The 21,157-nt window shown below is 64.9% G+C and carries 20 protein-coding genes; 9 read left to right on the forward strand and 11 right to left on the reverse strand.

Translation table 11 applies throughout. The features are described 5' to 3' along the window. Positions 1-600 precede the first annotated feature (600 nt). The 6 genes from ACZBJS_RS30940 to ACZBJS_RS30965 all read left to right on the forward strand — a co-directional run bounded on the left by ACZBJS_RS30940 (position 601) and on the right by ACZBJS_RS30965 (position 7,295). Positions 601-4,125, forward strand: a complete 3,525-nt coding sequence (locus ACZBJS_RS30940; protein WP_463439686.1) for a helicase-related protein — start codon at positions 601-603, stop codon at positions 4,123-4,125. A 30-nt stretch (positions 4,126-4,155) separates the two neighbouring features. Then, positions 4,156-4,440, forward strand: a complete 285-nt coding sequence (locus ACZBJS_RS30945) for an RNA-binding S4 domain-containing protein (RefSeq protein ID WP_168858670.1) — start codon at positions 4,156-4,158, stop codon at positions 4,438-4,440. 136 nt (positions 4,441-4,576) lie between these two features. Further along, a complete protein-coding gene (gene fdxA / locus ACZBJS_RS30950) occupies positions 4,577-4,915 on the forward strand; it encodes a ferredoxin FdxA (RefSeq protein ID WP_057015519.1) in 339 nt (112 codons plus the stop codon). A 411-nt stretch (positions 4,916-5,326) separates the two neighbouring features. Next, positions 5,327-6,133 (forward strand): CarD family transcriptional regulator, encoded by an 807-nt coding sequence (locus ACZBJS_RS30955; RefSeq protein ID WP_080686805.1) that lies wholly within the window; start codon positions 5,327-5,329, stop codon positions 6,131-6,133. Between the two features lie 310 nt (positions 6,134-6,443). Further along, on the forward strand, positions 6,444-6,998 hold the full coding sequence (locus ACZBJS_RS30960) for a hypothetical protein (RefSeq protein WP_156436051.1): 555 nt from the start codon (positions 6,444-6,446) through the stop codon (positions 6,996-6,998). Positions 6,999-7,079: 81 nt separating this feature from the next. Next, a complete protein-coding gene (locus ACZBJS_RS30965) occupies positions 7,080-7,295 on the forward strand; it encodes a hypothetical protein (protein WP_316395869.1) in 216 nt (71 codons plus the stop codon). A gap of 38 nt (positions 7,296-7,333) precedes the next feature. On the opposite strand, the gene ACZBJS_RS30970 is transcribed toward ACZBJS_RS30965, so the two are convergent. Next, entirely contained in the window at positions 7,334-7,753 is a 420-nt protein-coding gene (locus ACZBJS_RS30970; RefSeq protein ID WP_316395868.1) for a hypothetical protein, read from the reverse strand. 194 nt (positions 7,754-7,947) lie between these two features. On the opposite strand from ACZBJS_RS30970, the gene ACZBJS_RS30975 reads away from it, so the two are divergent. Next, a complete protein-coding gene (locus ACZBJS_RS30975) occupies positions 7,948-8,346 on the forward strand; it encodes a nuclear transport factor 2 family protein (protein ID WP_253638058.1) in 399 nt (132 codons plus the stop codon). Between the two features lie 58 nt (positions 8,347-8,404). Here the strand turns inward: ACZBJS_RS30975 and ACZBJS_RS30980 are convergent, their stop codons facing one another. Genes ACZBJS_RS30980 through cyoA form a run of 7 tightly spaced genes read right to left on the reverse strand, consistent with a single transcriptional unit; the run spans position 8,405 to position 15,328 of the window. Then, on the reverse strand, positions 8,405-8,941 hold the full coding sequence (locus ACZBJS_RS30980) for a response regulator transcription factor (RefSeq protein ID WP_057015515.1): 537 nt from the start codon (positions 8,939-8,941) through the stop codon (positions 8,405-8,407). Further along, complete coding sequence (locus tag ACZBJS_RS30985) at positions 8,931-10,316, reverse strand: ATP-binding protein (RefSeq protein WP_316395867.1); 1,386 nt, start codon at positions 10,314-10,316, stop codon at positions 8,931-8,933. The genes ACZBJS_RS30980 and ACZBJS_RS30985 overlap by 11 nt, the downstream gene beginning before the upstream one ends. Further along, positions 10,288-11,118, reverse strand: a complete 831-nt coding sequence (locus tag ACZBJS_RS30990) for an SURF1 family protein (RefSeq protein ID WP_410469722.1) — start codon at positions 11,116-11,118, stop codon at positions 10,288-10,290. The genes ACZBJS_RS30985 and ACZBJS_RS30990 overlap by 29 nt, the downstream gene beginning before the upstream one ends. Before the next feature lie 2 nt (positions 11,119-11,120). Beyond that, positions 11,121-11,522: a cytochrome o ubiquinol oxidase subunit IV gene (gene cyoD, locus ACZBJS_RS30995; RefSeq protein ID WP_456783239.1), complete on the reverse strand. Its 402-nt coding sequence runs from the start codon at positions 11,520-11,522 to the stop codon at positions 11,121-11,123. Next, complete coding sequence (gene cyoC / locus ACZBJS_RS31000) at positions 11,519-12,151, reverse strand: cytochrome o ubiquinol oxidase subunit III (protein ID WP_057015511.1); 633 nt, start codon at positions 12,149-12,151, stop codon at positions 11,519-11,521. Before cyoC ends, cyoD begins: the two co-directional genes overlap by 4 nt. Beyond that, complete coding sequence (cyoB, locus tag ACZBJS_RS31005; RefSeq protein WP_316395865.1) at positions 12,148-14,151, reverse strand: cytochrome o ubiquinol oxidase subunit I; 2,004 nt, start codon at positions 14,149-14,151, stop codon at positions 12,148-12,150. The genes cyoC and cyoB overlap by 4 nt, the downstream gene beginning before the upstream one ends. Before the next feature lie 10 nt (positions 14,152-14,161). Further along, positions 14,162-15,328 (reverse strand): ubiquinol oxidase subunit II, encoded by a 1,167-nt coding sequence (gene cyoA, locus ACZBJS_RS31010; protein ID WP_316395864.1) that lies wholly within the window; start codon positions 15,326-15,328, stop codon positions 14,162-14,164. Between the two features lie 234 nt (positions 15,329-15,562). On the opposite strand from cyoA, the gene ACZBJS_RS31015 reads away from it, so the two are divergent. Beyond that, positions 15,563-16,852: an MFS transporter gene (locus ACZBJS_RS31015; RefSeq protein WP_463439687.1), complete on the forward strand. Its 1,290-nt coding sequence runs from the start codon at positions 15,563-15,565 to the stop codon at positions 16,850-16,852. Positions 16,853-16,982: 130 nt separating this feature from the next. Here the strand turns inward: ACZBJS_RS31015 and ACZBJS_RS31020 are convergent, their stop codons facing one another. Continuing rightward, the gene (locus ACZBJS_RS31020) at positions 16,983-17,792 is read right to left on the reverse strand and encodes a transporter (RefSeq protein ID WP_076824774.1); all 810 of its coding nucleotides are present in this window, start codon (positions 17,790-17,792) and stop codon (positions 16,983-16,985) included. Positions 17,793-17,984: 192 nt separating this feature from the next. Here ACZBJS_RS31020 and ACZBJS_RS31025 point away from each other — a divergent pair, with 192 nt between their 5' ends. After that, positions 17,985-18,386 carry a c-type cytochrome gene (locus ACZBJS_RS31025; RefSeq protein WP_057015128.1) on the forward strand — a complete coding sequence of 134 codons (402 nt, stop codon included), beginning with the start codon at positions 17,985-17,987 and terminating at the stop codon, positions 18,384-18,386. A gap of 72 nt (positions 18,387-18,458) precedes the next feature. On the opposite strand, the gene ACZBJS_RS31030 is transcribed toward ACZBJS_RS31025, so the two are convergent. Both ACZBJS_RS31030 and ACZBJS_RS31035 read right to left on the reverse strand, forming a co-directional pair. Next, on the reverse strand, positions 18,459-19,952 hold the full coding sequence (locus tag ACZBJS_RS31030; protein ID WP_076824772.1) for a M48 family metalloprotease: 1,494 nt from the start codon (positions 19,950-19,952) through the stop codon (positions 18,459-18,461). A gap of 72 nt (positions 19,953-20,024) precedes the next feature. Next, a complete protein-coding gene (locus ACZBJS_RS31035; protein ID WP_057015130.1) occupies positions 20,025-20,771 on the reverse strand; it encodes a thermonuclease family protein in 747 nt (248 codons plus the stop codon). Positions 20,772-21,157: the final 386 nt, after the last annotated feature.

A 21,157-nucleotide genomic window follows, 5' to 3' on the forward strand; every position in this document is an offset into this window, starting at 1 on the left:
CGCGAACCCGGAATCTCGAGATTCCGGGTTCGCGCTACGCGCGCCCCGGAATGACAGACAGAGGCAGGCGCGGACCAACAACAAATGTCACCGGAATCCAGTTGACTCTTGTCCGCTTCTGATTCGACTCGGCCACCCCTGGAACTTAAGGAATTCAGTCCGCATATCCTGTGCTTGTGGAGCCCTCTCAAACTTGATCTAGTGCCGCCGCCGTCAGCCTACCCGAGATGTTGCGGTGAACGTTCCGAGCCCGGAATAGAGTCAGCGATTCGGCCGCGATTCGTTCTAGAGTCGTTCCAGAGCTTAAGGTAGGCGCGGAAAGCGTCGCATTGTGAGACAGATTTTGTGAAAAGGACGCGTGAAGGAGTGAAGACCAGAGCGTCAATCCCTCACCGTCACCCTGAGGAGGCCGTGCGGCGGCCCTCTCGAAGGGCGACGGCCCTGCTGTCTCATCAAGATCGCCGCAAACGGGTCGATCTCGGCCGTGCATCCTTCGAGACGCGCTGACGCGCTGCTCATAGGTACAACGGCGAATTCGCCGTTGTACCGGGGATGACGGATCAGAGAGCGCCCCAACAATTCAAGAAACACCTGCAAAATATGGCTTTCTCAACTTCGTTCGGAAATGACCGCGTGCCCGGTGCAGGCGTCACCGCGGTGCTCGGGCCGACCAACACCGGCAAGACGCATCTGGCCATCGAGCGCATGCTGGCGCATTCGTCGGGCCTGATCGGGCTGCCGCTGCGGCTGCTGGCGCGCGAGGTCTACAACAAGATCGCGGATCGTGCCGGCATCGATAACGTCGCGCTGGTCACGGGCGAGGAGAAGATCAAGCCGAAGGCGCCGCGCTTCTGGGTCTCGACCGTGGAAGCGATGCCGCGCGATCTCGATGTGTCCTTTCTCGCGGTCGACGAGATCCAGATCGCGGCCGATCTCGAGCGCGGGCATGTGTTCACCGATCGCATCCTCAACCGCCGCGGCCGCGACGAGACGCTGCTGCTCGGCGCGGCGACCATGCGGCCGATGATCGAGCGGCTGTTGCCGGGTGCCTCGATCATCACGCGGCCGCGGCTGTCGCAGCTCGAATTCGCCGGCGACCGCAAGATCACGCGGCAGCCGCGCAGAACGGCAATCGTCGCGTTCTCCGCCGACGAAGTCTACGCGATCGCCGAATTGATCCGCCGCCAGCATGGCGGCGCGGCCGTGGTGCTGGGCTCGCTCTCACCACGCACGCGCAATGCCCAGGTCGCGATGTTCCAGAACGGCGACGTCGACTACCTCGTCGCCACCGACGCGGTCGGCATGGGGCTCAATCTCGACGTCGATCACGTCGCCTTCGCTTCCGACCGCAAGTATGACGGCTACCAGTTCCGCCGCCTGACGCCGGCCGAATTCGCGCAGATCGCGGGCCGCGCCGGCCGCGCGACGCGCAACGGCACCTTCGGCACCACCGGCCGCTGCGCGCCGTTCGAGCCGGAGCTCGTCAACGCGCTGCAGAACCACACCTTCGATGCCGTCAAGGTGCTGCAATGGCGCAACGCGAAGTTGGACTTCGCCTCGCTCGGCGCGTTGCAGGTGTCGCTGGCGCTGTCGCCCAATCATGAGGCACTGACGCGGGCCCCGGTGGCCGAGGACCTGCGCGTGCTCGAGCATGTTGCGCGCGACGCCGAGGTGCGCAATCTCGCGCATGGGGCGGCCGCGGTGGAGCGGCTGTGGGAGGCCTGCCAGGTTCCGGACTACCGGAAGCTGTCGCCGGCCGCCCATGCCGAACTCGTGACCACGCTGTATGGCTTCCTGATGCAAAAGGGGCGTATCCCTGACGCATGGTTTGCCGCCCAGGTCGACCAGGCCAACCGGACCGACGGCGATATCGACACGCTATCGGGCCGGATCGCGCAGATCAGGACCTGGACCTTTGTTGCCAACCGGCCGGACTGGCTCTACGACCCGGACCACTGGCAGGGGATCACGCGCGAGCTCGAAAATAAATTATCCGATGCGCTGCATGAACGGCTCACGGAGCGTTTCGTTGACAGGCGGACCAGTGTATTGATGCGCCGCCTGCGGGAGAACTCAGTTTTGAATACGGAAATTGGCAAGACCGGTGAAGTGATCGTGGAAGGCCACGTGATCGGCCGGCTCGATGGTTTCACCTTCGCACCTGATGCGGCCGAGGCCGGCAGCGACGCCAAGGCGCTGCAAGCCGCCGCCCAGCAGGTGCTGGCGCGCGAGATCGATGCGCGCGCCGAGAAGCTGGGCGCCGCCCCCGACGAGCAGTTCGTGCTGACCTCCGACGGCACCATCCGCTGGACCGGCGATGCGGTCGCCAAGCTGGTGGCCGCCGAGGACGCGCTGCATCCGCGGCTGCGCATCATCTCCGACGAGCGGCTGACCGGCGCCTCGCGCGAAGCGGTGCAGACCCGGCTCGACCTCTGGCTCAAGACGCATATCGAAAAGCTGCTCGGGCCGCTGTTCGAACTGTCCAAGGCCGAGGATCTTCAGGGCATCGCCCGCGGCATCGCCTTCCAGCTGGTCGAAGCGCTCGGCGTGCTCGAACGCGCGAAGATCGCGGCCGAGATGAAGGATCTCGACCAACCCTCGCGCGCGGCCCTGCGCAAATACGGCGTGCGGTTCGGCGCCTACCACATCTATTTCCCGCAGCTCTTGAAGCCCGCGGCGCGCTCGCTGGCCTCGCTGCTGTGGGCCGAGAAGCAGAGCAATGCCGACATGGCGGCATTGTCGAATGTGCAGCATCTCGCCTCCAGCGGCCGCACCTCGTTCCCGGTCGACAAGGCGTTGCCGCGCGATGCCTATCGCGTACTCGGCTATCGCCAGTGCGGCGAGCGCGCGGTGCGCGTCGACATCCTGGAGCGGCTCGCCGACCTGATCCGCCCCGCTTTGGCCTGGCGCGAGACCTCGCCGGGCGAGAAGCCTGCGGGTGCGTTCGACGGCCGCGGCTTTGTCGTGACGCAGGCGATGACCTCGCTGACCGGCTCCGCAGGCGAGGATTTTGCCTCGATCCTGCGCGCGCTCGGCTACCGCATGGACCGCCGTCCGCCGCTGCCGCCGAAGCCCGTCGAGGCCGCGCCGGCCGAGGCCACGGAGGCCGTCGCCGAGACCACGGAGACCGTGGCCGGGACCACCGAGACGGTCGCCGCCGAGACGCCGCCGGTCGAGGCCACCTCTGAGGCCGCCGTGGATGCGCCGGTCGGTGCCACTGCCGAGGTTGTGGCCGAAGCGCCCGAGGCTGCCACGGATCAGCCGGTGTCGGGCGATCCCGCACCGTCGGCCGCGCTGCTGCCCGATGTCGGCTTTGCCGAGGTGGTGTCCAGCGAGGCGACGCCGGTCGTCGTCGAGACCAAGCCCGAGCCCGTGGCAGAAGTTGCCGCGGAGCCCGCCGCTGTCGCCGAAGAGCCCGCTGCTGAGGCGCCCGCTTCGGAAGTATCCGAGCCCGCGCCTGCCGTGGAAGCCACTGCAGAGACACCCTCCGAGACCGCCACTGAGGCGGCCGCGGAGACCGCGAGTGCCGAGGCAGCACCGGCTGAAGCCGCCGCCGCGGAGACGCCGGCCGAGCCGCAGCTGGTCGAAGTCTGGCGTCCCGGCGGCCGCTCCGACGAGCGCCGTCCGCATCATCGCGGCCACGATCGCAACCGCGGCCGTCACCAGGGCAAGCCCGCCGAGGGCGCGCAGGCCGCTGAAGGCGGCGGCGAGGGCGACAGCAAGCGCGAACAGCATCGCCGTCCGCGCCGTCACCAGGATTTCCGCGCGCCGCGTCCAGGCGCGCCCGCGGATCCGGCTGCGGCGCCCGCCGAGGGCGCGCAGGCCCGCGACAACAGGGACAACAAGGGCCAGCGCCGCGAACGCTTCGAAGGCAAGGGTCGCGATCGCGACAATGAGCGTCGCCGCGACAACAAGTTTGGCGGCGACCGCAAGGGCGAGCGCGGCGATCGTGACCGCGGCGGCCGCGATTTCGGCAAGGGCGGCCGCGACAAGCGCGAGGGCGGCCCGTCGCATCGGCCCTACGCCTCGAGCGCGCCGCGCGAGCGCGACCGGCCGATCGATCCGAATTCGCCATTCGCCAAGCTCGCTGCCCTGAAAGAGCAGCTCGCAGGCCGGAAGGAATAGTCCAACCCTTAGTTTAACGCTTGGTCTAGTTTGGATCGACAGCGCCTCGACAAATGGCTGTGGCATGCGCGCCTGGTGAAGGCCCGCACCAGTGCCGCTGAACTCGTCGTATCGGGGCATGTCCGGATCAACGGCGCGCGTGAGAAATCGCCGGGCCATGCGGTGAAGGCGGGCGACGTCGTCACCGTCGCGCTCGACAACAGCGTCCGCGTGCTCAAGGTGATCGGCTTTGCCGAGCGGCGCGGCGATGCCAACGCGGCGCGGGTGCTGTACGAGGATTTGCAGGCCGGCAATTTGCAGGCCGGTAAGGAGTAGTTATCTAGCGCTTGCTATCTCAATTTGGGTGGCAGGAGCGTGAGAATACTGGCGTTTTTCGAGGGCCGCTTCCCTTGCGGCCCCGGTATTCCTGCGCTACGCAACCCCAGAAAAATCGATCGTTCCGGAGTTTTGGATGACCTACGTCGTCACTGAAGCCTGCATCAAGTGCAAATATACCGACTGCGTCGAGGTCTGCCCCGTCGATTGCTTCTACGAGGGCGAGAACATGCTGGTCATCCATCCCGACGAATGCATCGATTGCGGCGTGTGCGAGCCGGAATGCCCGGCGGACGCCATCAAGCCGGACACCGAGCCGGGCCTGGAAAAGTGGCTCGAGGTCAACCGCGACTACGCCAAGAGCTGGCCGAACATCACCCAGAAGAAGGACTCGCCGGAAGACGCCAAGGAGTGGGAAGGCAAGGAAGGCAAGTTCGATAAATATTTTTCTCCGAATCCCGGCAGCGGCGACTGATTCGCTGGGGAATACCGTGGTAAGGTCGGGCCCTGCTCCGCCGCGGCCCTCCGTTCGGCCGCCGATTTAACCCTAATGACGGACATATGACCTGAACGGCCCCTGTTATGCCCGGAATCGGGCGTAAACCATTGATTTTTCCGGAAAATGTGCTATATCTGACACATTACAGGCCAAGAACCCCCTGCCATGCGTACCTTGTGGCTTCGAGGTTCCCGCAAACTCGAACAGGGGCGTGGCAGTTTCCGCGCGCAGGCTGTGTCACAGAAAACGCGTAAAAAGAGTGCTTCAAAGACGACGAAAAAAGCCGCTGTCGTTGCTCGCAGCGCAACCAAGGGCCGTGCCAAGGCGTCCGTGAAGGGGGCCAAGAAGGCGGCGGCTGCAAAGTCCTCAAAGAACAAAAGAAGCGTGATGCCAGAAAAGACTGCCAAGACTGCCGCGAAAGCGGCAGCTGCGAAGCCCGCTGCTGCCAAGGTCGCCCCCAAGCCTGCCGCGACCAAGACGGCTGCTGCGCCGAAGCCGGCCGCCCCGAAGGCTGCCGTCCCCGCCGCTGCTCCGAAGGCTGCCGCCAAGCCGGCCGCCGCGCCGCGCGTCGAGGAGCCGAAGAAGGTCGTGACGCAGCGTCAGGGCTTCAAGGCCAATGAATTCGTGGTCTATCCCGCTCACGGCGTCGGCCAGATCCTGGCGATCGAGGAGCAGGAGATCGCGGGCGCCAAGCTCGAGCTGTTCGTGATCAATTTCATGAAGGACAAGATGACGCTCCGCGTCCCGACGGCGAAGGTCGCCAATGTCGGCATGCGCAAGCTGTCGGAGCCGGCGCTGGTCAAGAAGGCGCTGGAGACGCTGAAGGGCCGTGCCCGCGTCAAGCGCACCATGTGGTCGCGCCGCGCCCAGGAATATGAAGCGAAGATCAACTCGGGCGACATCGTCGCGATCGCCGAGGTGGTCCGCGACCTCTATCGTTCGGAATCGCAGCCCGAGCAGTCCTATAGCGAACGCCAGCTCTATGAAGCGGCGCTCGACCGCCTGTCGCGCGAGATCGCGGTCGTGCAGCACTCGACCGAGACCGAGGCGATCAAGGAGATCGAAGGCCAGCTCGCCAAGAGCCCGCGCCGCGGCGCCAAGGCAGAAGCCGAGGGTGAAGGCGAGGGTGATGCCGACGGCGAGGATGCCGATACCGATGGCGACGATACCGCCGTCGAGGACGAAGCCGCCTGAAAGGGTTCGACGGATTGAAAACAAAAGCCCGGTCGCAAGACCGGGCTTTTTGCTTTGGCGGCGTGTCCGTGGGGCACGCTTACCTCTCCCCTTGTGGGAGAGGTCGGATTGCATGGCAAATGCAATCCGGGTGAGGGTGCAGGCTCTCCGCAAGTTGCAGCCCCCGACCGCGATCTTCGCCCGGGCAGATCGATATTCCAAACTGTCCGCGCCGCTGGACTCTTGGACCAGCGGCACTCGTTGCCGACTTATCCCGAAACGGAACGCCGGTAACTTTCGCGCGTTCGCTCGCCAATGAGGAGAGCGGACCATGACATCAAAGGCAGGCATTTTTTTCGCAGGCGTTGGAACAACTTTTATTATCCTAGGCGCTGGGTTCGGTGGTGGACTGTTCATGGCGAATTCGGCGCTTAAGGATTCTGCCGGCGCCCCCGCGCGCGTCTCTTCGCCAGCGCCCGCGGAACCAGCGCGCGTTATCCTGCCATCCACGGCAGAAGCTGCGCAGCCACCGCAGCCTGCCACCCAACGAGAGCCCGCCACGCCAGACGCAGCCTCACCGCCGCAGCCGCCACTGGAGCCGGTCAAGGACGTACAAGCGCCTGTCGAGAAGCAGGCGGACGTGGTGGACACGAGAAAATCTGACATTGCAGAAAAGGAGCGGCGTAAGCGCTACGCCGAACGCAAGGCGAAGCGCGTCGCGACCGAGCAGGCGAGGCGTCAACAGCGGCGCATCGAACAAGGCGAGCAACGCCGCGAAGCTCCGGTGCTCTTGGAGCAGGCGCGACGCCACGAAGTGCCGATCATGGCGTCTGAAGACGATGACTCCCCGCCGCGTCCGTTCGCGAATTTCTTCAGGAATGACTGAGCGCATCGCTTTAGTGAAGGAGCCGAGGAACAGTCCGCAATCGAGGGACGTTAGTGCTGATACAGAAGGCCCGTTCGTCTGATGGCTAACGAAAACTCCATTGCTTCAACTGCCAGTCCTGAACAACGCATAGAGCAGGCGTCAGAGGCGATCCGTCAGATGGCTGAGCGCGGCGTATTCGAACCTTTGCCGGAACAAGATCGGTGGCTGCATCACTTGAGTGAAGCGACCATGGCGGCTCCGCTTCAATCGCTGGCCGTTGCATTCTTGCTGGGGGTCTTCCTGGCTCGGCGGTAGCCCGTCGGCTACGCCGTTGATGCTGCCGCGCCGCGTGCTCAATACGAGCGCTGCTTGATGCCCCAGCGGCGGTTCTCGGAGGTCACGATCCATAGATTGCGGTGACGGCTGGCAATCGATCCGTCGGCGCGGTCGCGGCTGTATTCGACCAGCAGATGCACCTTGCGCGGCCCGACCAGCACCGGCTCCTTGCACTGATAGGTGCTCTTCGTCCATCCTGTGGTGCGCGCCAGATCGTTGAAGAACGACGGCGGCAGCTGGCCCGGGCCATCCCAGATCACGAGCTGCTCGCCGGACAGGATGACGTGCGGGAAGTGCAGCAGCGCGTCCATGCCGGCGAGATCGCGAGCGTTGAAGCGGTCGGTGAAATCGTCGATGCAGCGGATCGCCGCCGCGATCATGGCCGCATGGTCGGCATTGTCAGGGTCGGGTTGGAAGAGCTTGTCGGCATTACTCATGCCGTCGCTTTACACTGGCAGCGAAGCGAGCCGCAATGACGCTCGAAGCTACGTAAACGATCCTGACCAGTATCGTCTTGTCTTGCTTCATGGATGACGACGGCAACCGGAGCGCGGCGTGCTATGCTGACCGCCCTGCCGTTATTTGATCGACATTAAACTGACCCCATCAATTTGCAGCGAGGAGAAATTCGATGGCATCCAATGTTGAGGCAACCAGGAAGGGTTATGAGGCCTTTCAACGTGGTGACATTCCGACGCTCATGAGGGATCTGATCGATGACGACTGCACGTGGATAACCCCGGGTCCCCAGGACAAACTGCCTTGGGCCGGGACCTTCAAGGGAAAGCAGCAGATTGCAAACTTCTTCGTCCAGGTTGGCGAGAATCTGGAATTCAGCGAGTTCGCGCCGCGTGAGATGATTGAGCAGGGCGACACCGTCGTGGTCCTGGGTACACTCACGGCGCGGGCAAAGAAAACAGGCAAGACTGTAACGAACGAATGGGCCCACGTTTTCAAGTACCGTGACGGGAAGGCGGTCCGCTTTCAGGAGTACATTGACACTGCGGCGGATGTTGCCGCGATGTCGTGACAAAGCAAGAGGCAGGCGCGCATGCGCGGATGTCGTCGGCGTCATCCGCCTCTATCGCCTACTTCACCCGCTGCTTCTCGAGCTTGCGCGCCAATGTCCGGCGGTGCATGCCGAGTCGGCGGGCGGCTTCCGAGATGTTGAAGTCGGTCTCCATCAGGGTCTGGTGGATGCGCTCCCATTCCAGCGTCTTGATCGACGTCGGCCGCGCACCGACCTCGATGGCGGCATTGCCCTGCGCTTTAAGGAACGCGGCCTCGATGTCGTCGGTGTTTGACGGCTTGGCCAGATAGTGGCAGGCGCCGAGCTTGATCGCCTCGACCGCCGTCGCGATGCTGGCAAAGCCGGTCAGCACGACGATCAGCATCTCAGGATCATGCGTGTGCAACGCCTCGACGCAGGCAAGGCCCGATGCACCGCCGGCGAGCTTCAGGTCGACCACCGCATAGCCGGGCGATTGCTGCTCGAGCAGCTGGCGGACCTCGTCGAGCGAGGCCGACACCGCCACATCATAGCCGCGGCGCTCGAACGAGCGCTTCAATGTGCGGGCGAAACCCGCATCGTCCTCGACGATCAGGAGCTGGCGTTCATCCGTCAAGATGGTCTCCGATCGCGAGCGTCGAGAGCGGCAGCTCGAGCCTGACCGCGGCGCCGATGTCCGGCCGGTTGCGCGCCGTCACCACGCCGCCCAGCTTGCGCACCACGTTGACCACCAGGAACAGGCCGAGGCCGCTGCCGGGGCTGCCCTTGGTCGATTGATACGGCTTGCCGATATGCGCCAGCATCTCGCGCGAGAAGCCCGGGCCGCGATCGGTCACCGACAGCACCAGCGTGTCGGCATTGCGCTCGGCGGTCAGCTCGATCCAGTCGCGCGACACCTCGGCGGCGTTGTCGAGCACGTTGAAGATCGCCTGCTTGAGCGCGATGTCGGATACGATCGCGAGATCAGCGCCGAAGGCGTTGCGGAAATACAGCGTGGCCGACGGCCGCGTCGTCCGCCATTCCTCCACCAATGCCGTCAGGAACGCCGTGACCGTGGTCGGCGAGGAGCCTTCGCCGCGGGCTTCGCCCGCCGAGAGCAGGATGCCCGTCACGATCGACTTGCAGCGCTGCACCGAGATCTCCATCTCGCCGAGGTCCTGCGACATTTCAGGGTCGGAGGCGAGCGCGGGCATCCGGCGCCAGTCGCCGAGGATGACCGAGAGCGAGGCGAGCGGCGTGCCGAGCTCATGCGCGGCGCCGGAGGCCAGGAGGCCGATCCGGACGATGTGATCCTGCTCGGCGGCGTGCTGGCGCAGCGCCGCGAGGCGCAGGTCGCGATCGCGCAGATTGCGGTTGATCCGGGTCATGAACACCACGAGCAGCACGGCATCGAGCACGAGGCCGATGAAGGTGCCGGCGATATAGAGGTTGAAGGCATCGGCGAAGCCTTGCTGCGGCAGCTCCAGCGGCCGGTAATAGCTGGTCAGCCAGGCGAAGTTCATGCAGACCAGCGCCACCAGCGACCAGGTCGAGGGCGCGTCGAGCAGCACCGCGCCAAGCGTCACCTGCAGCAGATAGAGCGAGGTGAACGGGTTGGTGGCGCCGCCGCTGAGATAGAGCAGGGCGGTCAGCGCCGCGACGTCGAGCGCCAGCGCGACCAGCAGCTCGCGATTGTTGATGTCGGCGCGGTAGCGCAGCCACAGCAGGCTGACGACATTGAGTGCCACCAGCCCGGAGATCACGGCCGCCAAGGGCAGCAGCGGCAGCGCGACACCCATCCAGAACTGCACGAAGCCGATGGTGGCGATCTGGCCGATCACGGCGATCCAGCGCAGCTGGACCAGGAGGGCCATGTTCTTGCGATTGGTCGCGATGTCGGCGGGCGCGGCGAGATCGAACGGCATGCCGGCAGCCGCGCCCGCGGCGGACGGCATCACCGCCGCGCCGTTCGCGGCCTTGTCGTCATGCAGATCCGATGTGCGCTCGAGCATCTGGGCCTGTGTCGCGAGACAGATTGCGGGCTGCGCCGATCAGGCGGCGCACGGCGGCGCGCCGTGAGCCCCACCTTGGATCGGAGGCGCCGGCGCAGCTCCTGCCGCTGATGACGCGCAGGAGCGCGCCCGCCAGCATAAGGGCCAGCGCGAACCATGTCAGCGCGTAAATCAGGTGGTTGTTCGGAAACCGCACGATAGTGAGCCCGCCGATTGGGTAGCCGCCCGGATTTGGCGTCGCATCGGCGTCGATGAAGAAGGGGGCTACATGCGACAATCCGTGCGCGGCGGCGATGGCGGCAACGTCGCGGGAATACCAGCGGCCGGCCGAAGCATCGTTGCTGCGCAGGAAGCCGCCCTTCGGCTCCGACATCCGCAGCAGTCCGGTGACGCTGACGGCGCCCTGCGGCTCGCCATCGCGCCGTGTCGCGGGATCGCGCTTATCAGCGGGAACAAAGCCGCGGTTGACCAGCACGGTGGTTCCGTCGGCGGCTTGCAGCGGGGTCAGTACCCAGAAGCCGGGACCTTCGGCCGTGACGGCCTGCACCAGCGTTTCGTCGGCGTTGAGGAACGTGCCGCGTAGGGTGACGCGGCGGTATTCATCGCTCGCGGCCGTGACCGCCGGCCATGACGATGGGGGCGGCGGCGCGACCGGCGCGGCATGCATGCGCTGCTCGACCCGCTCGATCAGCGCCAGCTTCCAGGTCCGGCGTTCGATCTGCCAGATACCGAGCGCGCTCGGCAGCACCACGCCCAGCATGCCGAGCGTGAGCAGCACAAGCGATGGTCTGGCAGACCGCATGATCACGGCATCTGGCTCATGTCGTGCAGCGGCATCATGTTGACATTGAGATGATGCATGACCCACAGCGAGCCGGTCAGCGCGATCACCACCATGATCACGGTGAAGATCATCGCCATCATGGTCCAGCCGTTCTCGGACCGCGTGTTCATGTGCAGGAAGTACACCATGTGCACGACGATCTGCACCGCGGCGAGCACCAGCACGATCAGCGCGGTGACCTGCTTGTCGGCGATGGCGCCGGTCATCACCAGCCAGAACGGCACCGCGGTGAGGACGACGGAGAGACCGAAGCCGATCAGATAGCTCTGCAGCGAGCCGTGAGCCGCGCCGCCGTGATCGCCATGTCCGTGGCTGGCATTGGCTTCGAGCGTATGAGCTTTGGCGTGAGCTTTTGTTGTCATCGCAGCATTCCCAGGAGATAGACGAAGGTGAAGACGCCGATCCAGACCACGTCGAGGAAGTGCCAGAACATCGAGAGGCACATCAGCCGGCGCCGGTTGGCTTCGATGAGGCCGAAGCGCGCGGTCTGCACCATCAGCGTCACCAGCCAGACGAGGCCGAAGGTGACGTGCAGGCCGTGGGTGCCGACCAGGGTGAAGAATGACGACAGGAAGGCGCTGCGCTGGGGCGTCGCGCCCTCGTGGATCATATGCGCGAACTCGGTGAGCTCGATGCCGAGGAAGGCGAGGCCGAACAGCCCGGTGATGGCGAGCCAGGCTTGCGTCGCGCCGATCCTCGATTTCTCCATCGTCAGCATGGCGAAGCCATAGGTGATCGAGGAGAGCAGCAGCATCGTGGTGTTGAGCGCGACCAGCTTGAGGTCGAACAGGTCCTTCGGCGATGGGCCAGCGGCATAGTTGCCGCCGAGCACGCCATAGGTCGCAAACAGCATCGCGAAGATGAGGCAATCGCTCATCAGGTAGATCCAGAAGCCCAGCATGGTGCTGGCGCCTTCCGGATGATCGTGCTCGTCCACAACGTGAAAGATCGGCTCGGAGTCCTGGGTGGAGACGGTTGTTGCTACGCTCATGTCTGGGCTCCCGCGGCGAGCACGCGTGTTCGCGCGTCTTCAGTCCGCACCACCTCATCCGTCGGGATGTGGAAGTTGCGGTGATAGTTGAAGGTGTGGCCGATCGCGACCGCGAGCAGCGCAACGAAGCTGACGGCGGCGAGCCACCAGATGTACCAGATCAGGCCGAACCCCATTACCGTCGCGAGGCCGGCGAGGATGATGCCGGTGCCGGTGTTGGACGGCATGTGGATCGGCTTGAAGCCGGTCAGCGGGCGCCTGTAGCCGCGGCGCTTCATGTCCCACCAAGCGTCGTTGTCGTAGACCACGGGCGTGAACGCGAAGTTGTAGTCCGGCGGCGGCGACGAGGTCGCCCATTCCAGCGTCCGCGCGTTCCAGGGATCGCCGGTGGTGTCCTTCAGTTGCTCGCGGCGCAGAATGCTGACCGCGAACTGCACCAGCATCGCGACGATGCCGAGCAGGATCAGGAACGCGCCGAAGCCCGCGATGATGAACCAGATCTGCAAGGAGGGATCGTCGAACACGCGGAGCCTTCGGGTCACGCCCATCAGGCCGAGCACATAGAGCGGCATGAAGGCGAAGTAGAAGCCCGAGACCCAGAACCAGAACGACAGCTTGCCCCAGAACGGATCGAGCCTGAAGCCGAACGCCTTCGGGAACCAGTAGTTGATGCCGGCGAACAGGCCGAACAGCACGCCGCCGATGATCACGTTGTGGAAATGCGCGATCAGGAACAGGCTGTTATGCAGCACGAAATCGGCCGGCGGCACCGCCAGCAGCACGCCGGTCATGCCGCCGATCACGAAGGTCAGCATGAATGCCACCGTCCACATCATCGGCAGCTCGAAGCGGATGCGGCCGCGATACATCGTGAACAGCCAGTTGAACATCTTCGCGCCCGTCGGGATCGAGATGATCATGGTGGTGATGCCGAAGAACGAGTTCACGCTGGCGCCGGAGCCCATCGTGAAGAAGTGGTGCAGCCAGACCAGGTAGGACAGGATGGTGATGACGACGGTGGCGTAGACCATCGAGGTGTAGCCGAACAGCCGCTTGCCGGAGAATGTCGCGGTCACCTCGGAGAAGATGCCGAACGCCGGCAGCACCAGGATGTAGACCTCGGGGTGGCCCCAGATCCAGATCAGGTTCACGTACATCATCGGGTTGCCGCCGAAGTCGTTCGTGAAGAAGTTGGTGCCGACGTAACGGTCGAGCGACAGCAGCGCCAGCACCGCCGTCAGCACCGGGAAGGAGGCGACGATCAGGACGTTGGTGCAGAGCGAGGTCCAGGTGAACACCGGCATCTTCATCATCGTCATGCCCGGCGCGCGCAGCTTGACGATGGTGCAGATCAGGTTGATGCCCGATAGCGTCGTGCCGACGCCGGCGACCTGTAGTCCCCATATGTAATAGTCGACGCCGACATCGGGACTGTAGCCGATGTTCGACAGCGGCGGGTAGGCGAGCCAGCCGGTGCGGGCGAATTCGCCGACGAACAGCGACATCATCACCAGCACGGCGCCGCCGACCGTCATCCAGAAGCTGAAATTGTTGAGGAACGGGAAGGAGACGTCGCGAGCACCGATCTGCAGCGGCACCACATAGTTCATCAGGCCGGTGACCAGCGGCATCGCCACGAAGAAGATCATGATCACGCCGTGTGCGGTGAAGATCTGGTCGTAATGATGGGCCGGCAGATAACCGTCGGAGCCACCAAAGGCGATCGCCTGCTGCAGCCGCATCATCAGCGCGTCCGCGAAGCCGCGCAGCAGCATCACGATGCCGAGGATCATGTACATGATGCCGATGCGCTTGTGGTCCACGGTGGTGAACCACTCGCGCCACAGATAGGTCCAGAGCCGGAAATAGGTGACGATCGCAAACAGCGCGAGGCCGCCGGTCGCCACCACCGCGAAGGTGCCGACCAGGATCGGCTCGTGGATCGGCAGCGCCTCCAGATTGAGGCGACCGAAGATCATCTTGACGAGATCGGGATTCATGCGGTCCTCCTCAGGACTCTGATTTCGGACGCTGACCGAGCAGCAAGGATGTCGACGAGGGGTGCGCGGGCGAGAGCGGCGGGCGCTTCAGCCCGAAGCCGCGCAGCGGCGTCAGGTCGAGCGGCGCGGTGACCTCGTGTGACGGCGCGTCCTTGATCTCGTCCATCGAACAGATGCCGGCGACGAAGGTCGGCTCAGAGCCGAGCGGCGCGCCGCGGCGGGCGTATTTGTCGTAGGTCAGCGGCAGCGTGTTGTTGAAGCCTTCGCGGCCGAGGCCGCCCTTGGCGTCGATCGCCATCATCTCGCTCATGCACATCTTGCCGGGCTCGACGCACATGTTGAGGACCGCCTTGTAGAGATCGCGGTCGACCGAGCGGTAGAGCCGGACCGGATCGTTCTGGCTCGGACGCTCGAGCTGCAGATAGTCGGTGCGGCCGAGCATATTGGCGCTGGTCTTGGCGGTGGCGATCCACTTGTCGAAATCGGCGCCAGACAGGCTCTTGAAGTCGAAGTGCATGCCGGAGAAGCCGGCGCCGCTGTAATTGGCCGAGAAGCCGCGATAGGTGCCTTCCTTGTTGGCGACCGCGTGCAGCTTGGTCTCCATGCCGGGCATGGCGTAGATCTGGCCGGCGAGCGCGGGGATATAGAACGAGTTCATCACGGAGGACGCCGTGATGCGGAAGCGGATCGGGCGGTCGACTGGAGCTGCGAGCTCGTTGACGGCGGCGACGCCGTAATCCGGGTAGATGAACAGCCACTTCCAGTCGAGCGCGACCACCTCGACATTGAGCGGGGCGTCCTTGCTCTCGATCGGCTTGTCGGCGGCGATGCGGCCGAGCGAGCGGTAGGGATCGAGCAGATGGGTGCCCATCCAGGTCAGCGCACCCAGGCAGATGATGATCAGCAGCGGCGCCGACCAGATCACGAGCTCGAGCTGGGTGGAGTGATCCCACTCCGGCTCGTAGGGGGCCGCGGTGTTGGACTGGCGGTAGCGCCAGGCGAAGAACACGGTCAGCGCCATCACCGGAAGCACGATGATGAGCATCAGCACGGTCGAGATGACGACGAGGTCGCGCTGCTGGGCGGCGATGTCGCCGGCAGGCGCCAGGACGACGAAATCGCACCCGCCAAGGAGCGCCGCGAACGGCAATAAGGCCAATAATTTCAAGGCGCGCACGGCTCACCCCACTTGAATTTTATGAGTTCCGCCAAGGGGTAGCTGCGATGCAGCAAAGTTCACATTGGACAATTTGTCCAATGTTGCACTGCGGGATGAAGGGTCAGAAGGTGAGGTGGACCGCGTGGCAATCTGCCCGTGGCCTCACTTTCTTGTTTGAGCACGGTCTGTTCGGAAAACCGGTTTGATCGTGCTCCAAAGGACGGTTCTCCGGCGATGGCACAAGCCCCAGCAATGGCTCACGGCACCCCGACCGCATCAGGTCACGGGCAGGCGAAACCCGGCGAAATCGCCATCGGCGTCATCATCGGACGCACGTCGGAATTCTTCGATTTCTTCGTCTATGCGATCGCCTCGGTCATCGTGTTCCCGAAGCTGGTGTTCCCGTTCGTCAATGAACTGACCGGCACGCTCTATTCATTCGGCATCTTCGCGCTGGCCTTCGCCGCGCGGCCACTCGGCACCGTCATCTTCATGGCGGTCGACCGCCGCCACGGCAAGGGCGCCAAGCTCGTCATCGCGCTGTTCCTGCTCGGCACCGCCACGGTGGCGCTCGCGTTTCTGCCCGGCTACGACACGATCGGCGTCGCGGCGATCTGGCTGTTGGCCGCCGCGCGCGTGCTGCAGGGTATCGCCTGGGGCGGCGCCTGGGACGGCCTTGCCTCGCTGCTGGCGATGAATTCGCCGGCGCATCGCCGCGGCTGGTACGCGATGGTGCCGCAGCTCGGCGCGCCGCTCGGGCTGATCGTGGCCAGCGCGCTGTTCGCCTTCTTCGCCGGCAACCTCTCGGCGGATGATTTCTTCGACTGGGGCTGGCGCTATCCGTTCTTCGTCGCCTTCGCGATCAACGTGGTGGCGCTGTTCGCGCGGCTGCGCATGGTGGCGACGGATGAATATTCCGAGCTGTTCGAAAGCCGCGATCTCGAGCCGGCGCGGGTCGGCGAGACCATCGCGCAGGAGGGCCGCAACATCCTGCTCGGCGCCTTCGCGCCGCTGGCGAGCTTTGCGCTGTTCCACATGGTCACGGTGTTTCCGCTGTCCTGGGTGTTCCTGTTCACCAAGGAAAGCCCGGTGCGCTTCCTGATCATCGAGATGATCGGCGCCATGGTCGGCGTCGCCGCGATCATCGCCTCCGGCATGATCGCCGACCGTGTCGGCCGCAAGCCGCTGCTGCTCGGGTCTGCGGTCGCGATCGCGGTCTATAGCGGCTTTGCCCCGCAGCTGCTCGACGCCGGCGCGTTCGGCGAAACGGTGTACATGGTGCTCGGCTTCGTGCTGCTCGGCCTGTCGTTCGGCCAGTCGTCGGGCGCGATCGCCTCGAGCTTCGCGCGCAACTATCGCTACACGGCCTCGGCACTGACCTCGGATTTAGCCTGGCTGTTCGGTGCCGGCTTTGCGCCGCTCGCGGCGCTGCTGCTGGCGACGCATTTCGGCTTGATCTCGGCCGGTGCGTACCTGTTGTCGGGCGCGGTGTGGACGCTGCTGGCGCTGTGGCTGAGCGGATTGCGCGAAGCCGAGGGTTGAACTCTTCTCCTTCCCCCTGAAAGGGGAAGGTTGGGATCAGCCATAGGCTCCGCTGCAAGCGGAGAGAGCAGATCCCCACCCGCTTTGCTCTGGCGAGCAAAGCGACCTCCCCTTTTCAAGGGGAGGTGGGCTAGCGGAACAATCCGTCGACGCGGAACGAGTACCCCAGGCCGACGATGTAGTTCGGCGAGTTGCGGCTGAGTCCGAACGCGACATGGAAGTCGACCTGCTGGGTCGGCGTGATCTGGTACAGGCCGCCGGAGTTGATGAGCTGGGTCGGCCGCGCACCGTCGGGATAGTCGCCGACATATTCGGTGAACACACTGATCCGCTCGGTCAGCTTCTTCTCGATCACGAAGGTCGCTTCCGACATGTGCCGGCCGGTCAGCTCGGCAGGGCGGAAGAATTCCGTGAACATGCCGCTGACGCCCCAGCCGTCATGCAACTCCCATGACCACGGCAACTGGATGTAGGGCTGCGCGCCGCGACCGGCGATTTCGGCAGCGCCCGTCGGCAGCGCGACGCCGGCCGTGATCGAGAGGTCGATCTTCCCCGGCAGCGGACTGATCTGCCATTTGATGGCAGGCGCGACGTCGGAAAAGCCCGACGCGCCGGGCGATTTCACGGTGCCGACATAGCTCGGCAGGTCGATCAGCACCTCGAGGCAGGGCGCAATCCCGAGCCGCCAGCGGCTGTTGCTGCCGTCGATGCTGCGGCCACTGCTCCGGCCGGTCAGGTTGATGCCGTTCTCGTTCTGCAGGCTCCCGACCGGCACGACGATACTCGAATTGGTGACGTCGGGCCGGTCGGTCGCGATTTCGTCGCCCGGCTTGGGACAGCCGTCCGCGCGCGCGGCGGTGGCTGCTGCGAGTGTGAGCGCAGCAAGCACGCACCCGAGTTCGGCAAGTCGAGCGACGGCGCCGAACCGATTCTGAAACACTGGGGATGCTCCAATAGCCCGGCGCCGCTGCGGAGGTGGCAGCTTTCGATAGAGATCGGCGGCGCGCGGGGAAATTCCCGGTTGGCTCAAAAATCTTCGTCAGTCGCCGGTCGCGCGAGCGCGCGGCATTCCAGGGAATAGAATCGCGGCATGCCTGCTCCTGTTGTGGTGGCAAACAGGAGAGCCCCGGGAATGAGCATTCGTTCGATCGCAGGCGTGCTGGCGCCGCGGCAAGCCAAAATTGCCGCGATGGCGGCCATCGCGATTCTGCTCGCCCTGAACAGCGCCCGTGCCGCGGGAGATGCGGCGCGCGGCGCCACGCTGTACCAGGGCTGCGGCGATTGCCACTCGATCGACAAGAACGACGTCGGCCCGATGCACAAGGGTGTCGTCGGCCGCCTAGCCGGCTCCGTCGCAGGCTACGACTACTCGCCGGCGCTGAAGAACTCGAAGATCGTGTGGACCGAGGAGAATCTCGACAAATGGCTCACCGGTCCGGACACGATGGTTCCGGGCACCAAGATGTTCTACGAGGTTCAGGACCCGAAGGATCGCGCCGACATCATTGCCTTCCTCAAGGAGAAGGCGAAGTAGAATGTAGCCTGTCGTCCCGGCCTTCGCCGGGACGACAGCGGTGGTGAGGCGCGAGCACGACGCCTCGCGGCCTCAATCCACCACGATCTTGACGCGGTCGCGCGGCTTGACCTGGGCATGGGCGTCGAGGCCGTTGAGCACGCGGAAGCGCTCGGCCGGGTGATCGACGCCGGACATGCGGTGCGACAGCGATTCCACGGTGTCGCCGGGCTGCACGTTAATGACCTTGATGCGCAGCGGGCGCGCGGCCTGGATCTCGTCGAGCGTCAGGCGGCGGAACGAATTGACGGTCTCGCGCGCGTTACGCTCGCTCTCGGTGGACTTCTGCTTGGCGGCGAAGATGAAGCGGTAGACGTCGCTGCCGAAGCGCAGCGCATAGACCTTGAACTGCCACTGGTCGCCATGGGCGGTGGCCGACGCCGCCGGAAAGCCGTTGATGTTGAGGTCCTCGGTCGAGGACTTCTCGACCCCTTCCATCCAGCCCGAATTCAGGTAGTCGCCGAGCGACTGCTCGGCCGGGACCCGCACCACGTCGAAGCGCATCGCCTGGCTGCCGCCCTCGCGCACGCCGATCACCGCCTGCGCGGTGTTGTCGAGCGTGAAATTATCGGGCGCGGTGAAGGTGAAGCCGAGCTTGGGATGCAGGAAGCGGCGGCCGCGCACGAACCCTTCGCTGGGATCCTCGCCATAGACGATGTTGTCGATCGCGGCGAGATAGGTCTCGCGATCGCGCTCGTTGCTCTCGGGCGATGAGTATTGCCGTGCGGTGGTCTGCGCGTTGTTGATGCGCTCGGGCGTCGCCGGATGCGACGAGGTGAAGTCCTGCGCCCGCGGATCGAGCGCGGTCTTGCCGATCTTGAGCGCGGCATTGCGCTCCATCGCGGTCAGGAAGCGCGCCGCGCCGTAGGGATCGAAATGCGCGCGAGCGGCGATTCCGACGCCGATGCCGTCGGCCTCGAACTCCTGCTGGCGCGAGAAGCTCGCCATCGTCAGCTTGGTCTTGGCGAGCGCCAGCGCGGTGAGATCGGGATCGGTGCTCATGTCGGTGACGACGCGCGTCACCACAGCCGCCTGGCGGGCCTGGTCCTCGCGCATCGCCGCGTGCTTGGCCAGCACATGCGCCATCTCGTGGCTCAGCACCGAGGAGAGCTCGGAGGTGTCGCTGGCGAGCGCAATCAGGCCGCGCGTGACATAGAGCTGGCCGGTCGGCAGCGCGAAGGCGTTGACCGCGCCGGAATTGAGGATCGTGACCTTGTAGGCCTGGTCGGGCCGTTCGGAGGCGGCGACCAGCCGCTCGACGGTCTTGCTGATCAGGGCCTCGAGCTTCGGGTCGTCGTAGGCGCCGCCATAGGACGACAGGATGCGCTCATGTTCGCGTTCGCTCGTGGGCGTCTGCTGTACCACGCGGTTCGGCTTTACCGGCGCCGCTGCTGCCGTGGGCGCGGCCTGCTCGAACCGGCCGACATTGCCGCAGGCCGACAGCGTCAGGGCGGCGCAGACGAGCGCCGGCGCAGCCAAAAGGCGGCGGCCAGTCCCCTCTTCACGCCGTCCTGCGCGCTCAATCACGTCAAAAACTCACAAATTGTCCCGTAAAAAGACCGGGGCATGGCCCCTGGGTCTCTTGAGTCCCTTGGGCCTCTAGTTCCCGCCGAGCACTTCAAGCTGCCCCACCCGGAGCAGTTCGATTCGCGGCCCACGTCGTGCTTCCACCCAGCCTCGTACACGAATCTTACGATTTTCCAGAGACTTGGGCGCAAGCCCGGCCGCCTCGAACGCAGGGACTATGCGCCTTGAAATAGTCGCAGCAAAGTCCTGAGTCCAATTTCGACCGAAATTCAGGTAGGTCGTCGCGCCCGCCTGACGCACGGACAAAACCCTGCCCTCGACCACTGTAAAACGCCCGATCCCGGTCAAAATATCGGCGGAACTTTCGGCGTTTTTTATGACGGTGGCCTCGGCCCAGGTTCCCGATCGGGCGGCCCTGGCCTCGGCCTCGGCCGCCATCAGCGCCGCCGCACAGTCCTTGTCGGCGACCTCGGATGACGCCACAGCGAGGCCCTGGCGCAGCAACTCGCTTTGCACGGGCTTCTCACTGCCTTCGAGGAATGCGTAGGCCGGCTGCCGGCCATAGCGGTCCGGCGTGTCGTCCTGTCCGCGCAGCGTCACCTCGCGGCCGACCAGCAGCGCCGTCAGTGCAGCGATGGTCTTCGCCTTGTCGGCCACCTCGATACCGGCGAGCTTGACCTCACGGGCGTCGTCGAGCCGCAGGCTGCGCGCATCGACGATGGCGGCGACGCGACCCTCGCCCTGAATCTCGAAATTGCATCCAGCCGCTTCGGCGCGTCCGCTGCACGCGCCGATCGCGAGGACGCATGCTGTCATCATCACCGCCCACGGACGGCGACGCCATGCTCTATCGCGTGAAGGCGTCATGCGGCACTCGTCACTCCGGCGCGCTCCGCTCGGAGCGTGGTCGCCAACAAGGACAGTCTGACGGAAAGATCGCTTCAGAGCCACCACAAGCGAAGCGAAATCGCATCGAGGGATGCCATCGTTGATTCGGTGGTCAATTTTTCTGCGGCGCTTCTCATCGCGTGCACAGGCGAAATTGGTGTTTCACATCAATGCGTGCCTGTCGCGGGACGAACTCGTCTTCAGCACCCCTTGTCGTGACGAAAATTGCCGTCCGATCGTGCGTCGAGCGGCCCTCACACGCGTCAACCTTACCCATTCATGATTGCAACTCCGTGCGCGGAATGAGAATTCGTTAT

It is taken from the genome of Bradyrhizobium sp. KZN70725 (genome assembly GCF_055264925.1).

Excerpts from the sequence above, each read along its gene's own strand:
- ACZBJS_RS30940 (WP_463439686.1), top strand. The coding sequence starts at position 601 with ATGGCTTTCTCAACTTCGTTCGGAAATGACCGCGTGCCCGGTGCAGGC.
- fdxA (WP_057015519.1), top strand. The coding sequence starts at position 4,577 with ATGACCTACGTCGTCACTGAAGCCTGCATCAAGTGCAAATATACCGAC.
- ACZBJS_RS30955 (WP_080686805.1), top strand. The coding sequence starts at position 5,327 with ATGCCAGAAAAGACTGCCAAGACTGCCGCGAAAGCGGCAGCTGCGAAG.
- ACZBJS_RS30960 (WP_156436051.1), top strand. The coding sequence starts at position 6,444 with ATGACATCAAAGGCAGGCATTTTTTTCGCAGGCGTTGGAACAACTTTT.
- ACZBJS_RS30965 (WP_316395869.1), top strand. The coding sequence starts at position 7,080 with ATGGCTAACGAAAACTCCATTGCTTCAACTGCCAGTCCTGAACAACGC.
- ACZBJS_RS30970 (WP_316395868.1), bottom strand. The coding sequence starts at position 7,753 with ATGAGTAATGCCGACAAGCTCTTCCAACCCGACCCTGACAATGCCGAC.
- ACZBJS_RS30975 (WP_253638058.1), top strand. The coding sequence starts at position 7,948 with ATGGCATCCAATGTTGAGGCAACCAGGAAGGGTTATGAGGCCTTTCAA.
- ACZBJS_RS30985 (WP_316395867.1), bottom strand. The coding sequence starts at position 10,316 with ATGCTCGAGCGCACATCGGATCTGCATGACGACAAGGCCGCGAACGGC.
- ACZBJS_RS30990 (WP_410469722.1), bottom strand. The coding sequence starts at position 11,118 with ATGCGGTCTGCCAGACCATCGCTTGTGCTGCTCACGCTCGGCATGCTG.
- cyoD (WP_456783239.1), bottom strand. The coding sequence starts at position 11,522 with ATGACAACAAAAGCTCACGCCAAAGCTCATACGCTCGAAGCCAATGCC.
- cyoC (WP_057015511.1), bottom strand. The coding sequence starts at position 12,151 with ATGAGCGTAGCAACAACCGTCTCCACCCAGGACTCCGAGCCGATCTTT.
- cyoB (WP_316395865.1), bottom strand. The coding sequence starts at position 14,151 with ATGAATCCCGATCTCGTCAAGATGATCTTCGGTCGCCTCAATCTGGAG.
- ACZBJS_RS31015 (WP_463439687.1), top strand. The coding sequence starts at position 15,563 with ATGGCTCACGGCACCCCGACCGCATCAGGTCACGGGCAGGCGAAACCC.
- ACZBJS_RS31025 (WP_057015128.1), top strand. The coding sequence starts at position 17,985 with ATGAGCATTCGTTCGATCGCAGGCGTGCTGGCGCCGCGGCAAGCCAAA.
- ACZBJS_RS31035 (WP_057015130.1), bottom strand. The coding sequence starts at position 20,771 with ATGATGACAGCATGCGTCCTCGCGATCGGCGCGTGCAGCGGACGCGCC.